This is a genomic window from Hymenobacter sediminis, from assembly GCF_003231285.1.
Taxonomy (GTDB): Bacteria; Bacteroidota; Bacteroidia; order Cytophagales; family Hymenobacteraceae; genus Hymenobacter; species Hymenobacter sediminis.
Map to the genome: position 1 here is coordinate 279,791 of NZ_QKNS01000003.1, position 13,648 is coordinate 293,438.

At 56.5% G+C, this 13,648-nt stretch carries 14 protein-coding genes and 1 tRNA gene; 9 read left to right on the forward strand and 6 right to left on the reverse strand.

From position 1 onward, the window contains the following. Positions 1 to 228 precede the first annotated feature (228 nt). Positions 229 to 1,335, forward strand: coding sequence for a ferredoxin--NADP reductase (locus DNI29_RS10275; protein WP_110978019.1), 1,107 nt, complete (start codon positions 229 to 231; stop codon positions 1,333 to 1,335). Positions 1,336 to 1,565: 230 nt separating this feature from the next. Beyond that, a complete protein-coding gene (locus DNI29_RS10280; protein WP_110978020.1) occupies positions 1,566 to 3,305 on the forward strand; it encodes a M3 family oligoendopeptidase in 1,740 nt (579 codons plus the stop codon). An 89-nt stretch (positions 3,306 to 3,394) separates the two neighbouring features. Here the strand turns inward: DNI29_RS10280 and DNI29_RS10285 are convergent, their stop codons facing one another. Further along, complete coding sequence (locus DNI29_RS10285) at positions 3,395 to 3,982, reverse strand: hypothetical protein (protein ID WP_110978021.1); 588 nt, start codon at positions 3,980 to 3,982, stop codon at positions 3,395 to 3,397. 268 nt (positions 3,983 to 4,250) lie between these two features. On the opposite strand from DNI29_RS10285, the gene thiL reads away from it, so the two are divergent. Continuing rightward, complete coding sequence (gene thiL / locus DNI29_RS10290) at positions 4,251 to 5,273, forward strand: thiamine-phosphate kinase (RefSeq protein WP_110978022.1); 1,023 nt, start codon at positions 4,251 to 4,253, stop codon at positions 5,271 to 5,273. Between the two features lie 49 nt (positions 5,274 to 5,322). On the opposite strand, the gene DNI29_RS10295 is transcribed toward thiL, so the two are convergent. From DNI29_RS10295 to rlmD, 3 genes are all read right to left on the reverse strand, one after another. Further along, the gene (locus DNI29_RS10295; RefSeq protein WP_110978260.1) at positions 5,323 to 5,553 is read right to left on the reverse strand and encodes a hypothetical protein; all 231 of its coding nucleotides are present in this window, start codon (positions 5,551 to 5,553) and stop codon (positions 5,323 to 5,325) included. Between the two features lie 12 nt (positions 5,554 to 5,565). Continuing rightward, the gene (locus DNI29_RS10300) at positions 5,566 to 5,940 is read right to left on the reverse strand and encodes a hypothetical protein (protein ID WP_110978023.1); all 375 of its coding nucleotides are present in this window, start codon (positions 5,938 to 5,940) and stop codon (positions 5,566 to 5,568) included. Between the two features lie 409 nt (positions 5,941 to 6,349). Then, complete coding sequence (rlmD, locus tag DNI29_RS10305) at positions 6,350 to 7,705, reverse strand: 23S rRNA (uracil(1939)-C(5))-methyltransferase RlmD (protein WP_110978261.1); 1,356 nt, start codon at positions 7,703 to 7,705, stop codon at positions 6,350 to 6,352. Positions 7,706 to 7,926: 221 nt separating this feature from the next. Between rlmD and DNI29_RS10310 the strand changes: the two genes are divergently transcribed. Continuing rightward, entirely contained in the window at positions 7,927 to 8,733 is an 807-nt protein-coding gene (locus tag DNI29_RS10310; RefSeq protein WP_110978024.1) for an SDR family oxidoreductase, read from the forward strand. A gap of 55 nt (positions 8,734 to 8,788) precedes the next feature. On the opposite strand, the gene DNI29_RS10315 is transcribed toward DNI29_RS10310, so the two are convergent. Beyond that, positions 8,789 to 9,406 (reverse strand): SH3 domain-containing protein, encoded by a 618-nt coding sequence (locus DNI29_RS10315; RefSeq protein WP_123823202.1) that lies wholly within the window; start codon positions 9,404 to 9,406, stop codon positions 8,789 to 8,791. 180 nt (positions 9,407 to 9,586) lie between these two features. Between DNI29_RS10315 and DNI29_RS10320 the strand changes: the two genes are divergently transcribed. The 3 genes from DNI29_RS10320 (at position 9,587) to DNI29_RS10330 (ending at position 11,535) form a co-directional block, all read left to right on the forward strand. Then, positions 9,587 to 9,662, forward strand: a tRNA-Lys gene (locus DNI29_RS10320). A 403-nt stretch (positions 9,663 to 10,065) separates the two neighbouring features. Further along, positions 10,066 to 10,560, forward strand: coding sequence for a YciE/YciF ferroxidase family protein (locus DNI29_RS10325; RefSeq protein WP_110978026.1), 495 nt, complete (start codon positions 10,066 to 10,068; stop codon positions 10,558 to 10,560). A gap of 93 nt (positions 10,561 to 10,653) precedes the next feature. Continuing rightward, positions 10,654 to 11,535: a cyanophycinase gene (locus tag DNI29_RS10330; RefSeq protein ID WP_110978027.1), complete on the forward strand. Its 882-nt coding sequence runs from the start codon at positions 10,654 to 10,656 to the stop codon at positions 11,533 to 11,535. On the opposite strand, the gene DNI29_RS10335 is transcribed toward DNI29_RS10330, so the two are convergent. Further along, entirely contained in the window at positions 11,510 to 12,202 is a 693-nt protein-coding gene (locus DNI29_RS10335; protein ID WP_110978028.1) for a response regulator transcription factor, read from the reverse strand. The two genes, DNI29_RS10330 and DNI29_RS10335, sit on opposite strands and share 26 nt — an antisense overlap. A gap of 446 nt (positions 12,203 to 12,648) precedes the next feature. On the opposite strand from DNI29_RS10335, the gene DNI29_RS10340 reads away from it, so the two are divergent. Further along, positions 12,649 to 13,008, forward strand: a complete 360-nt coding sequence (locus DNI29_RS10340; RefSeq protein ID WP_110978029.1) for a hypothetical protein — start codon at positions 12,649 to 12,651, stop codon at positions 13,006 to 13,008. Positions 13,009 to 13,068: 60 nt separating this feature from the next. Next, positions 13,069 to 13,572, forward strand: a complete 504-nt coding sequence (locus DNI29_RS10345) for a hypothetical protein (protein WP_110978030.1) — start codon at positions 13,069 to 13,071, stop codon at positions 13,570 to 13,572. Positions 13,573 to 13,648 lie beyond the last annotated feature (76 nt).

Genomic DNA, 13,648 nt, shown 5'->3' on the forward strand with positions numbered 1-13,648 from the left:
CGGGCGCGGCCGGGGGCAGCCCCAGTGAAAACTAATGGTGAAAGCAGTACGTAGCTGCCCTGCGTGGGCCGGAGGTGCTACGGCCCCATGGCCACTCCGGCTTAGTGGGCGCAAGATTTTATACGTAAGCTCAACGCGGCGCAAGCTACGGCGTACGCCACATTATCCTGTATTTTTGCCCTTCTTTCCCTGAACCCTCAGGTGTCTATTTCCCGAAGCCCCCTTGTAATGAGCAGTGCCTATCTTACCCTGAATGTCGTTGAGCTAACCCAGGAAACGCCCGACGCCGTTACCATTCACTTCGAACGTCCGGACCGCCAGGCCGTGGCCTGCCAGCCCGGTCAGTTCCTGACTTTGATTTTACCCTGCGGCCCCGGCGGCAAAAAGGAGCGCCGGGCGTATTCGCTCAGCAGCACCCCCAGCGAGGCTCCGCGGCTGGCCGTTACGGTAAAGCGCGTGTCGGGTGGTTTGGTTAGCAACTACCTGCTCGATACGGTGCGGGTAGGGCAGCAGGTAGAGGTAATGGCTCCGCTCGGCAACTTCACGCTAATACCCCAGCCCAATTCGGCCCGTTCTATTGTACTGGTGGGAGCTGGCTCCGGCATCACGCCCCTGATGAGTATGCTAAAAGCCGTGCTGCGCGAGGAGCCTCAGAGCCAGGTGCTGCTGGTGTATGGCAACCGCAACGAGCAATCGGTGATTTTTGCTGAGCAATTGCGGCGCCTGGAGCAGCAGTACGCCGGCCGCCTGCGGGTAGAGCATGTGTACAGTCAGCCCATCAACCCTACCTCCGGGCATCAGCACACCGGCCGCCTAAACCGCACCATGCTGCTGCGTATTCTGGAGCAGCGCCACCAATTCCCGGCGGCCCAGGCCGAGTATTTCCTCTGCGGCCCCGAGGGCATGATGACGGAAGCCCACGCTGCCCTGGAACTGCTGGGCGTGCCGGCTAGCCGCATCCGACGCGAAAGTTTTGTGGCTGCCGCTGATGCCAGCGAAACGGCTGCTGCTCAGCCCAGCGGCCACGGCGACGTATCGACGGCTGCGGATGACAAGCCCGGCGCCTACACTGTTACAATTAATTACGAGGGCTCGGAGTACCAATTTGCGGTAGAACCCAACCAAACCATTCTGGAGGCGGCCCTCGACCAGGACATCGACCTGCCATATTCCTGCCAGGCGGGCCTGTGCACGGCCTGCCGGGGCAAGTGTCTCTCGGGCAAGGTTCACCTCGATGAGCGGGAAGGTCTTTCCGACTCCGAAATAAAACAAGGCTACGTGCTGACCTGCGTAGGCCATCCGCTCACGGCTGACGTAGTAATCGAAATAGACTAGCGTTGCTATAGGATTGAGGCGGAAAGCAGGGGTAGGCAAAGAGCCACCGCATCTTTTCGCAATGGCCTACTTTGCTTGCCCGCAGCCGAACAACCGGCCCCGGAAAACGGTTATTTCTGTTCAGGTTAACAGGTAGTGATTATGTTGCTACATTGTTTAAACCTGGCAGGCATGTTCGAAGTACAACCCCTTTGCAGCGTGCCTCGCGGTCTGCCTTTTTTACGTAAGTTATGACATACTCTGCCCCCGCGGCCGACCTGGCTACCGAGACCCAGCGTCCGCCCCGACAATACCTTCCTGAGTCGTTTACTGTAACGGAATGGTCTGCCATTGAACCGTACTTTATTGAGCTGCGCGACCGAACCATTCACTCGGCTGCTGAGCTAGAGCAATGGCTGCTGAACCGCTCGGAGCTGGAATCAGTGCTGAGCGAGGACCTGGCCTGGCGCTACATCCGCATGACCTGCGACACGCAGGACCAGACCCATGCCGAGGCGTTTCAGTATTTCGTGAGTGAGATTGAGCCCAACGTGGCTCCTTATGACCACGCCCTGAACGAGAAAATGATAGCCTCGGAGTTTCTGGATGAACTGGACCCCGCGCGCTACCGCATCTTCGTGCGCTCGGTACGCCAGGCGCTGGAAATCTACCGGGCCGAGAACATTCCGCTTAAAACCGAAATCAGCACCAAGCAGCAGCAATACGCCGCCATAGCCGGAGCCATGACGGTGACGCTGGACGGCGAAGAACTGACCTTGCCCCGCGCCGCCGACCGCCTTAAAAGCCCCGACCGTGGGGTGCGCGAGCAGGCGTGGCGCGCCATCCAGGAGCGTCGCCTCCAGGATGCCAAGCCGCTCGATGCTCTGTACACCGAGCTGATTACCCTACGCCACCAGGTAGCCCGCAACGCTGGGTTCACCAACTTCCGCGACTACATGTTCGCGGCCCTGGGGCGCTTCGATTACACCCCGCAGGATACGTTCAACTTCCATCAGGCCATCCGGGAAACGGTAGTACCCCTGATTGACGACCTGGACTTAGAGCGCCGCCAGGACCTAGCATTGGCGGAGCTACGCCCCTGGGACCTGGATGTGGACGTTTCGGGCAAGGTTCCGCTACGGCCCTTTGAGACCGGCGAGGAACTGCTGGAGAAAACCGTCACGGTCTTCGACCGTCTCGACCCCTTCCTGGGTCAGTGCCTGCGTACCATGCGCGAAATGGGCAACCTCGATCTGGAGTCGAGGAAGGGCAAGGCCCCCGGCGGCTACAACTACCCCCTCGACGAAACCGGAGTGCCGTTTATCTTCATGAACGCCACCTCCTCCCTGCGCGATGTGGTAACCATGCTGCACGAGGGCGGCCACGCCGTGCACAGCTTCCTGACCCGCCGCCTACCCCTCAGCGCCGACAAGCACCCGCCATCAGAGGTAGCTGAGCTGGCCTCCATGAGCATGGAGCTAATCAGCATGGACCACTGGAACGTGTTCTTTACGGATGAAGACGAGCTACGCCGGGCCAAGAAAACTCACCTGGAAAGCGTGCTGGAAACTTTCCCCTGGGTAGCTACCATCGACAAGTTTCAGCACTGGGTGTACGAAAATCCGGAGCACACCGAGGAAGCCCGTCACCAGCGCTGGGTCCAGATTTTTGATGAGTTCAACCAGCGCACTGTGAGCTGGCAGGGCTTGGAACATGTGAAGCCTTACCTCTGGCAGAAACAGCTGCACCTCTACGAAGTGCCGTTCTACTACATCGAGTATGCTATGGCGCAGCTCGGAGCCATTGCTGTGTGGCGCAACTTCCGCCAAAACCCCGAGGCGGCCTTGCAAGGCTACCAACGCGCCCTAGCCTTAGGCTACACAGCGCCTATCGGTGAAATCTATGCTGCCGCCGGCATTCGCTTCGACTTCAGCACAGAGTACCTGCGTACCCTCGCCGATTTCGTGCGCGACGAAATGGCCAAGCTGTAAGCTGCTTCCTTCACTGAAAGCGCAAAGCCCCGGATCAAGCAATTGGTCCGGGGCTTTGTCGTGGAAAGAGGGAGTAGGGAAATATTACCCTAGTTTTGTAAGGTAAAGAGAGGTAGGGGCTTGAGCTTGCTGTACTTACCACCCAATTGCTCCAGCTCGGCCGTGTGCACTTGCAGGTAATTATTGAAGCGACTGGCGGCCTGGTCGTAGCGCACCCGGTAATTCACCAACTCCGCGTCGGCCGCCTGAATCTGGTCGGTAAGGGTTTTGACTGAGCTGGCGGGCTCTCGGTCGGCGGGTAAGGCTACCTGATAAATCACCCGCAGCAGTGAGTCCTGGGCAGTATCATAAGCATCAATTTTCGCTGATTCGGCCATGCTCTCCTGGGTGTAGCGGCGCTGTACCAGCCGGTCGTTGGCGTACTGAAGCTGAGCTAGTTGGGTGCGATCGGCGCCGGGCTGGGTGGTCAGCTCACGCAGCAGTTGGCGGGTGTCGCGCAGCTTGTCGTTGTCGGAAGCTACCATTTCGGTCCAGCGGGCATCTACCGTATCTTGCAGAATATCCAGCTGCACTTTCACGGCCTGGGCCGAGGCGGGGTCAATGGCTTTGGGAGTGCGGTTGCAGCTAAAAGTAGTAAAAGTGGCTAAGGCCAGAAACAGCGAAGTAAGGCGCTTCATAAAGCAGTTATAAAGAGTAGCAGAAGGCCAACGAATATCCGTTGAAAAACGCTCATTAAACAAGTGAAAATGCCCAAAGCGGAGCTCTGAGCATTTTCTCAACCTCATAAGGTTAGGTAGTTTGAAGGGGGTAGGGATGGTAGTACGGATGCCAACGGCATGCGGCTGGCATCCGTACTACCATCCGGCCGCGTACCTTTGCGCCCCGATTCAACCGGCCCCGTTGCTGGTTTCGGAAATCAGCTCCCTCAGGAAAATCTGTGATACTATGACGCCCCTTGACAAAGTAGGTGAGTTCGGCCTGATTCGCCGGATTCAGGAAACCGTTCAGCTCCACCAGCCCAGCACCATCCTCGGCATCGGCGACGATGCAGCTATTCTGGCTCCGCCGGCCGGGCAGGAGGTAGTGGTCAGCACCGATCTGCTGGTGGAAGGCGTCCATTTCGACCTCACCTTCTGCCCCCTGAAGCACCTGGGCTACAAAGCCGTGGCCGTGAACGTATCGGATGTGGCCGCCATGAATGCCCTACCTACCCAAATGGTAGTAGCCCTTAGCGTACCTAGCCGCTTTACCGTGGAAGCCATTGATGAGCTGTACGAGGGCATGCGACTGGCCTGTGAGGCCTACAACTTGGATCTGGTAGGCGGCGACACCACCGCCAGCCGCTCGGGCCTCACCATCGGCATCACGGCCCTGGGGCAGGTAGCGGCCGGTGAAGCCGTGCGCCGCAGTGGCGCCGGACCTAACGACCTAATTTGCGTAACCGGTGACCTGGGCGGAGCTTTCCTGGGTTTACAAGTATTGGAGCGCGAAAAGCAAGCCTGGCAAGCCGACCCCGAAACCCAGCCCGAGCTCAGCAAATATCCCTACGTGCTCCAGCGCCAGCTGCGCCCCGAGGCCCGCATGGACGTAGTGCACGAGCTGCGCGACCTGGGCGTGGTGCCCACCAGCATGATTGACGTGTCGGACGGACTGGCCTCCGAGGTGCTACACCTCTGCCAGGCCAGCGGCACTGGGGCCCGCATTTTCTCCGAGAATCTGCCCATTGCCAACCCTACCCTGGAAGTGGCCGAGGAGTTCAACCTCGACCCCATCATGTGCATGCTCAACGGCGGCGAGGATTACGAACTGCTATTCACCGTGCCCCTCTCCGCCCACGATAAACTTAAAAACCACCCCGATATCACCATCATCGGCCACATGGTGGACAAGAGCGAAGGTGCTAACCTTATCACCAAAGCAGGCCAGCCCGTACCGCTACGCGCCCAGGGCTTCCAGCACTTCGGATAGAACAGCCCGAAAACTAAAAAAGGCGGCTCATGTGCATGAGCCGCCTTTTTTAGTTGCTAAAGTTTTTGAACAGTCGCTCTAGCGCCTCTTCGCCTTCCAGTCCTTCGGAGGCAGATGCAAAGACTTCTACTTCCACATGGCTATCCGCAAAGAACTCTATTTCCCACCGCTGCCCCGGAACGGCCACTAACACCATTATGCTCTCTTCTCGATGGTGAGCTAGCGTATAGTGAATTTTGCGAGCATCCAGTTCAGTAAGGAAATCGAGCAGTTTTTGCAACGCCATCCTTGTCTAGTCCTCGGGGTAGGGAATGTACACGAAATTGGTGAACTCCTCATCCAGCACGAACAGGCAGCAGTACTCGTCGGCATCTTTATAGGTCTGCTGGAAATCCTCGATTTTATCAATGCCGATAACGCGCTGTTGCACCAGCATCTCGGCGTAGCTGGCAAAAACGTGCCACTCCAGGTTCAGCTCGTCGGCATTCACCAGCAGGCCGCCCAGCGGCACCTCCTGGCGGGCAAAAATGAAGATGGGATACTTAGAAATTTCCCGCTTCCGGATCTGGTAAGAAGCTTCCTTGAGCGTATCCGATACGGTAGCAAAATCCTTGGTGATGGTGCCGAGGTATTTGCCGTTCAGTTCAGGGTCGTTGGTGTAGTCCATGAATTAGTTGCCTCTTCCAGTTATGCTAAAGGTTCTTTTACGGAACAATAGCACAGTTAAAGTGTAACTGCTAATGAATCCAATAGAAAATAATAGCGCACTTCGAGGTGAGTCAGAGGTGATATAGGAAATAGGAAAAAAAAAGATTGTCACTGAAATAGCTAGAATTACGAACGGTAGGCTGAAGTAGTAAGCGTCCTTCCATTTCGCAATAACAAGATTCTGAGTGATGATTATTATAAAGTAACTTACCATAGTCGTGAGTGCTGAGATATTAAGCGAAACCATCCCTGGATGGCGGAGAATTCTGTATCTAAAACCAATACTCAACAATAAGCCACATATAAGCCAGCAGAAGAATAACTGAAATATGGTTCTCGCTACATATATCATATAACAGCGAAATATCTTACTTCAGCTCCAGCAGCACCACATTTTCTACGTGATGGGTGTGGGGGAACATGTCCACGGGCTGCACTTTCACCACTTTGTAGGCGGCGTCGAGCAGCTCCAGGTCGCGGGCTTGGGTGGCGGGGTTGCAGCTCACATACACGATGCGCGGGGCGCGCATTTCCAGCAAGCGGGCTACTACATCCTCGTGCATGCCGGCGCGGGGCGGGTCGGTGATGACTACGTCGGGGCGGCCGTGCTTCTCAATGAATTCGGCGTTGAGCACATCTTTCATGTCGCCGGCGTAGAACTCGGTGTTCGTGGTGCCGTTGATTTCAGAGTTGACGTGGGCGTCGGCCACGGCTTGCTCCACGTACTCCACCCCGATTACGTGCTTGGCCTGGCGGGCCACGAAGTTGGCAATGGTGCCGGCCCCGGTATAGAGGTCGTACACCAACTCAGTGCCGGTGAGTTGGGCAAAGTCGCGGGCTACTTTGTAGAGGTTGTAAGCGCCCTCCGAGTTGGTCTGGTAGAATGACTTGGGTCCCACCCGGAAGCGCAGGCCTTCCATTTCCTCCTCAATGTAGGGCTTGCCTTTGTAGCACACCACCTCCAGGTCGTGGAAGGTTTCGTTGCCCTTGTCGTTGAGTACGTAGTTGAGCGAGGTAATCTGCGGGAACCGCTCGTAGATGTAGTCGAGCAGGGGCTCAATGGCCTGGTGCTGGCGGTAGCACTGCAGAATCACCATCAGCTCGCCGGTGGTGCCGGCCGTACGAATGATGAGGTTGCGCAGCAGGCCCGTCTGCTTGATGATGTTACCGAAGCGCAGCATGTTTTCCCGCGCGTAGTCGCGGATGGCCAGGCGAATCTGGTTGCTGGGGTCGGGCTGCAGCCAGCAGTGGTTTACGTCGATGATTTTATCGAAGCGGGCAGGCGTGTGGAAGCCCAACACGCGCCGGTCATACTGGGTGGTTTCGTCCTTAATTTGGTCCTCGGTCAGCCAGCCCATAAAGCTGAAGGTGTACTCCAGCTTGTTGCGGTAGTAGGTCTGGGCCGGGGAGCCCATGATGGGTAGTACCGCCGGAATTTCCACCTTGCCGATGCGCTGTAGGGTATCTTCTACCTGCTGCTGCTTGTATTGTAGTTGGGTGTCGTAGCCGATATGCTGCCATTTGCAGCCCCCGCACACGCCGAAATGCTCGCAGAAGGGTGTCACGCGCAACTCCGAGTACTTGTGGAAGTGCGTGGGCACGGCCTCCAGGAAGTTCTTTTTGCTGCGGGTGATGCGCAGGTCCACCACGTCGCCGGGGGCTACCTGGGTTACGAAAATGACAAGGTTATCGTGGCGGACAATGCACTTGCCCTCGGCCACCATGTCCTGAATCTCAATGTTGCGGAGCGCGTCCGCCGGGATTTTTTTAGCTGCTTTACTCACGCCGGCAAAGGTAATCACGGATTCAGACGGATTCAGCGGATTGCCCGGATTTCGTGGGGTAGACGGGGTGCTGCTTGTTAGGGTAGCGTCGTTTGGGCTGCCGGAAATTGCCGTAGTTTTGCCGCTCTCCCAATTGGGAGCTCAAGCTTTGCTTTCCCCTCATGAAGAATAAAGTTGTTCTGATTACGGGCGGTACTTCCGGCATTGGCCGGGCTACTGCCCTGGCATTTGGGCGGGCCGGGGCCCGCGTAGCCATTACTGGCCGCGACGAAGCGCGCCTGCAGGATACGGCCCGCGAGTTAGCTGGCCTAGGCGTGGAACACCTGGCTATTCGGGCTGATGTGGGGGTAGAGGCCGACTCGGAGCGGGCCGTGCAGGAAACGGTAGCCGCTTTCGGCCGGCTGGATATCCTGATTAACAACGCCGGTATCAGTATGCGGGCTCTGTTCCGCGACGCCGAGCTGGACGTAATCCGGCGGCTGATGCAAACCAACTTTTTCGGTACGGTTTATACCACCAAGTTTGCCCTACCCCATATTACGCAGGCCAAGGGCTCTATTGTAGGTATCAGCAGCATCGCCGGGTATCGGGGGCTGCCCGGCCGTACCGGCTACTCAGCTTCTAAGTTTGCCATGCACGGCTTTCTGGAGGCCCTGCGTACCGAGCTGCTTCCCCAGGGGGTACACGTACTGTTGGCCTGCCCCGGCTTCACGGCTTCCAACATCCGCAACGTGGCTCTGGCCGCTGATGGCTCGGCCCAGGGCGAATCGCCGCGCAACGAGCAGCAGATGATGAGCAGCGAAGAGGTAGCCGACCACCTAGTGCAAGCCGTGCAGCAGCGCCGCCGCGACTTGGTGCTGACTGGTCAGGGCAAGCTGACGGTCTTCCTGAACAAGTGGCTTCCTGGTCTGGCGGATAAGCTGGTGCTAAATCACTTCCGCAAGGAAGAGCCCGACTTCACGCTTTAGTACAGCCCTTTAGAATAAACAAAAAGCCCGCGCCATTCCGGTGCGGGCTTTTTGTTTATTCTACTAATAGCAAGTCGGGGCGCCGAATGTAGGCGTCGCGGCCCTGCCAGTGCACCCGGTACCAGATATCTTGTTGCCCTTTTACCTCAAACCGGTCGCCGGCGGTGGCAGTAGTCAGCCACGCGGAACCGGCGCTGGGCCCCGCCATAAGAGGAGCACGGGTGCGCGCCACCAGTCCTACCCGTCCGGGGCTCAGCAGATTCAAAAACATACCCACCGCCAGCAGGTACATGGCATAGGCAGTCCACCAAGCTCGGTCGGCGGTGCGCCGTCGGATTACTAGCAGGGTGCCGCCTACTACTGCCAGCACAAGCAAACCCTGTAGCAGCCGGTAGTAGTAGCGCTGCACCGTAATGGCCAGGTTCTGGCGCCACGTATTGGGGTAGCCTGTAAGACGGTGCTCCTGAGCCAGCTCTACCATCTTTTGCCAGGTAGCATAGCGGGGCTGCCAGGCTTGGGCTAAACTGAGGTAATACAAGGCCGCGGGATAATGCCCTAATCCTTCCTGCACATAGGCCATGCGCAGCAACTGCCGGACCGATTGGATTCCTTGTTGCTCGCGTGCACGGCGGTAGAGGGGGTAGGCTTGCTCTACGCGTCCCTTTTCAAACAAAGAATCTGCTCGCAGAAGCTGTGGAGTAACTTTTTGGGCCTGAGCGGCTTGGAAAAAAGGCGCCAGAAAAATTAAAAAAAGGAGGACTTTTTTCAGCAAAACAGTTGCACGGTTAAATTTGGGCCTCTACTTTTGTGCCACAATCAGCGAAAAACGCTCGCCGATTACAAAGAAACGAATGATTCTGTAGCTCAGCTGGTAGAGCAATACACTTTTAATGTATGGGTCCTGGGTTCGAATCCCAGCGGAATCACCACAGAAAGCCCCCGGTTGCACTCGCAGCCGGGGGCTTTTGCTTTATTGCCTTTGCTTAATAAGCGGGCTAAGCTTATTAAATTTTTATTACGTGCTGATATACAAATAAATGTGGTTTTGCGGCTGCTTGAATAACAGGGAGCTGGCTTTAGGGTTTGACGTGGGGTAGGAGCTCAAGGAATGTAGGGTGGGTTCATAAGCTGGAAACACTGATTTTTATGCCCGTATTTATACTGGGTAGGTGGCGTGAGTTGTTGATATACAGTGCTTCAGGAAGCAGCAGGTAGTCTGGCTTATGCCGGCTGGTAGGCTAGCTCGGCTTTAACATGAAACGGGTAGCATCGTATGAGGAGGCAGCAGTCCGGTGGGCTGCAGATTGTTCTTTTCATTCTACCTCAGTTGCTATGTTTGACAAACTCGAAACGCTCGATGATCTGCTGGAAATGCAGCTCAAAGATTTGTACAGTGCCGAAAACCAGTTGGTAAAGGCGCTGCCCAAAATGGCTAGCCAGGCCAAGGATGGCCGCTTGCGGCAAGGGTTTGAAACGCACCTGCGCGAAACCGAAAAGCAGGTTCAGCGCCTTGAGCAAATAGGCGAAACCCTAAGCATAGACCTTGATGGCCACACTTGCAAAGCCATGGAAGGCCTAATAGCCGAGGGACAGGAGACGATGTCGGAGCGGGCTACCGATGAGGTAATGGATGCCGCCCTGATTGCGGCTGCTCAACGTATTGAGCACTACGAAATTTCGGGGTACGGCACAGCGGCGCACTTTGCCGAGCGGTTGGGGCATCAGGAAGTAGCTACCCTGCTACAGCAAACCCTGGCCGAGGAGCAGCACACGGATACTAAGCTGAACGACTTGGCTAAGAACTATATCAACGCCAAGGCCGAGTAAGCCTGCCGTACGCTCTCCTGAACTCCTACGCCCTGGAAAACTCCTGCACATATGGGGTTTTCCAGGGTATTCTTCTCTTTCGCCCTTCGTTTCATGCCAACTAAAAAACGTACCTCTACTACCTCATGCCCCGTTCCGAAAGGCAAACTGCTGTTGATTGGCGGCCACGAGCACAAAGGTGATGCCCCCGACGAAGATGAGCAGGCGGCCAAAAACGTCAACTTCGCTCCCGAAACGATTCTGCGCCGCCTGGCCACCGAAATTGGCAACCGCGGGCCGCTGGTGGTAATCCCAACTGCTTCAGAGGAGCCCGAAGAAGCTGGCCAGGACTATGTGCGCGCGTTCAAGCGCCTAGACGGGCCTCCGGTGGAAGTATTAAACATCAAAACCCGTCAGGAGGCTAGTGATGAAGATCGGCTGCGCATCCTGGACGAAGCGGGCGGAGTGCTGTTTACTGGCGGCGACCAGCTGCGCCTAACGGCCTTGCTGGGCGGTACCTACCTGCAACACCGCCTGCAAGAGCGCCACACCTACGACGAGTTTATCATTGCGGGTACCAGCGCCGGTGCCACGGCCATGAGTACGCCCATGATTTACCAGGGCCGCAACGATGCCGGGATGCTTAAGGGCGAAATCCATATTACGACCGGCTTGGAGTTTTTGCACGATGTAGCCGTGGACACGCACTTTGTAGCGCGAGGCCGCATCATCCGGATGGCGCAGATTTTGGCTACCAACCCGGCCTGCGTGGGTATGGGGCTGGAAGAAGATACAGCTGTGCTCGTGACCGATGGTCGGGAACTGGAGGTGTTGGGCAGCGGCCTGGTAGTAATTCTCGACGCACGCTCGTGCAGCACCACCAACATTCATGAAATAGCGCCAAATACTCCCTTCACTTTGCGCGGCATGGAAATTCACCTCCTGGCCGCCGGCGAACAGTACACATTGCCTATTCAGCCCCGGCTTTACGCTTAGGCAGGGGGTAGGGAAAAGCTAAGAGCGGCCCATTTTCCATGGCGTATTTAATGAGAGCAGCGGTGTTTTTAACCTGCGTTTTCTCGATGATGTTCTGGCGGTGGGTTTCAATGGTGCGCTTGCTGGTGAACAGCTTATCGGCTATTTCATTGGTCGTAAGGCCTTCTGCAATCAGTTGTAGTACTTCCCGCTCCCGGTTCGATAAGTCGCTGGGCTTTTTCGTCTGATCCTCCGATCCTGATCCGGTTTGGCTCAGGACTTTGCGCAGCATCATTATCCCTATCTCGCTGCATAGGTAAGGTCGGCCAGACGCCACACTTTGAATAGCCAGTATAATTTCGGCCTTGTCTACGTTTTTGAGCACGAAGCCAGCAGCGCCGGCATCAAGCAGTTGTCCAATGTGGCGCTCGTGGCTAAGCATAGACAGGATAAGAATCTGCACCTCCGGATATTCTTCGCGCAGGCGAAACGTTGTAGCCAGCCCATCAAGAACAGGCATATTAATATCCAGCAGTACCACGTCGGCGGGGGTGGTAGGCAGCTGGTCGAGCAGTTCTTGGCCGTTGCTGGCTTCGCCTACTATAGTCAGGCTGGGCTCCGACGATAACGCCGCGCGCAGGCCTTCCCGCAAAATGGTGTGGTCGTCTACCAGAAATATCCGAATCATGTCAGAGCAGCGTAAGAAAGCCGAAGAAATAGGTGGCTGATGAAAGCCAGAAAGGTATTGACCCTCGCCGCTAAAAAGCAGCAGAGAGCCTTGCAAAAGGTGGAATTAGGCCAACTTATATACGAGATGCAGGCTGGTATCAGCCGGGGCGCATAGCTATTCTTTTATACGATTATTAGCCGTGCGAAGTAGTTGTGGGACGTGCATATTTATGTGATAATCAGAGTTGTTGGGTGGTGGGGTAACCCTGTGCCGATAGTAGTTCGTAGTACCCCTATCCGTGTTTATCCCAATAAAAAACCGTATTAATTCATTCACTGGTTTTTCAATTGTCTGGAAAGTTTGTCCGTATAGCCAAGAGCTCTGTAGCGGCAGCCCGCCGTTCTTCGGAGCTTGGCGTATAAGGGCGCACAGACCGCGTTTCCTTTCACCCCTGATTTTCTTTTATGAGCAAATTACGCACGTTTTGGCTAGCTGCTTTTCTGGTAACCGGAAGCCTGACCCTAGGCGCCTGTAACGGCGACAAAGGCCGCGACGCTAATACTGAAAACAGCCCCGAAGTAAGCGGCGATATGGACAGCAACGGTAGCGCCGACATTAACGGCTACCCCGATGCCACCTCCGATTCGATTACGGCCGGCATGCAAGGTAGCGAGAATACAGCCCACTCCTTGCCTGATGAAACCAAAGGTGCCGGCTCACCGGAAACCACCCAGCCTGTAGGAGGCACCACTAGCAGCGGCGGCAATGCCGGCACCAGTTCTGGCTCCGGCAACAGCACCGGCTCTACCACTGGTGGCCAGTAAGGCTGCCTTCTCTTTATTGATTTCAACTTTCTTTCCCCAACCAACCACTCTTTCTGCGCTATGAAAAAAGTATCAGTTTTCCTCGGATCAGCATTCCTCACGGCCTTTGTAGCTATGGCCGGCATTGAAGTATCATCGGCTGCTTCGGCACCAGGCCAAGGCACCACCACCGGCGGTACCGGCGGCGGTAGCACCAGCGGTACTACCACCAGCGGCGGCACCACCTCAGGCTCGATGACCTCAGGCACCACCAGCGGCACCACTTCCGGCACTATGACCTCGGGTACTACCAGCGGTACGACCACCAGCGGCACCATGGGCAGCACCAGCGGCACTACTTCGGGTACTACCTCGGGTTCCACTACCTATAGCACCAGCGGTAGCACTTCCGGCTCCGGCACCATGACGTCGGGCTCCACTACCTCGGCTTCGGGTCGTTCTACTACCTCGGGCCGTACTGGCAGCAAGAAGAAATCTTCTTCTACCCGCACTACTTCCGGCTCAGGCCGTACCACCAGCGGCGGTACTACCTCGGGCACTACCAGCGGTAGCTCTACCTACTAAGCTCTCTGAGCAGTAGCCATTTCCGAGCCTGATAAGAGGCCTGACGCCACTGGCCACGCGCTGGCAGTAGCAGTTC

Excerpts from the sequence above, each read along its gene's own strand:
- DNI29_RS10335 (WP_110978028.1), bottom strand. The coding sequence starts at position 12,202 with ATGATTCGGATATTTCTGGTAGACGACCACACCATTTTGCGGGAAGGC.
- DNI29_RS10340 (WP_110978029.1), top strand. The coding sequence starts at position 12,649 with ATGAGCAAATTACGCACGTTTTGGCTAGCTGCTTTTCTGGTAACCGGA.
- DNI29_RS10280 (WP_110978020.1), top strand. The coding sequence starts at position 1,566 with ATGACATACTCTGCCCCCGCGGCCGACCTGGCTACCGAGACCCAGCGT.
- DNI29_RS10330 (WP_110978027.1), top strand. The coding sequence starts at position 10,654 with ATGCCAACTAAAAAACGTACCTCTACTACCTCATGCCCCGTTCCGAAA.
- DNI29_RS10300 (WP_110978023.1), bottom strand. The coding sequence starts at position 5,940 with ATGGACTACACCAACGACCCTGAACTGAACGGCAAATACCTCGGCACC.
- thiL (WP_110978022.1), top strand. The coding sequence starts at position 4,251 with ATGACGCCCCTTGACAAAGTAGGTGAGTTCGGCCTGATTCGCCGGATT.
- DNI29_RS10310 (WP_110978024.1), top strand. The coding sequence starts at position 7,927 with ATGAAGAATAAAGTTGTTCTGATTACGGGCGGTACTTCCGGCATTGGC.
- DNI29_RS10345 (WP_110978030.1), top strand. The coding sequence starts at position 13,069 with ATGAAAAAAGTATCAGTTTTCCTCGGATCAGCATTCCTCACGGCCTTT.
- rlmD (WP_110978261.1), bottom strand. The coding sequence starts at position 7,705 with ATGGTGGCCGAGGGCAAGTGCATTGTCCGCCACGATAACCTTGTCATT.
- DNI29_RS10325 (WP_110978026.1), top strand. The coding sequence starts at position 10,066 with ATGTTTGACAAACTCGAAACGCTCGATGATCTGCTGGAAATGCAGCTC.
- DNI29_RS10275 (WP_110978019.1), top strand. The coding sequence starts at position 229 with ATGAGCAGTGCCTATCTTACCCTGAATGTCGTTGAGCTAACCCAGGAA.
- DNI29_RS10285 (WP_110978021.1), bottom strand. The coding sequence starts at position 3,982 with ATGAAGCGCCTTACTTCGCTGTTTCTGGCCTTAGCCACTTTTACTACT.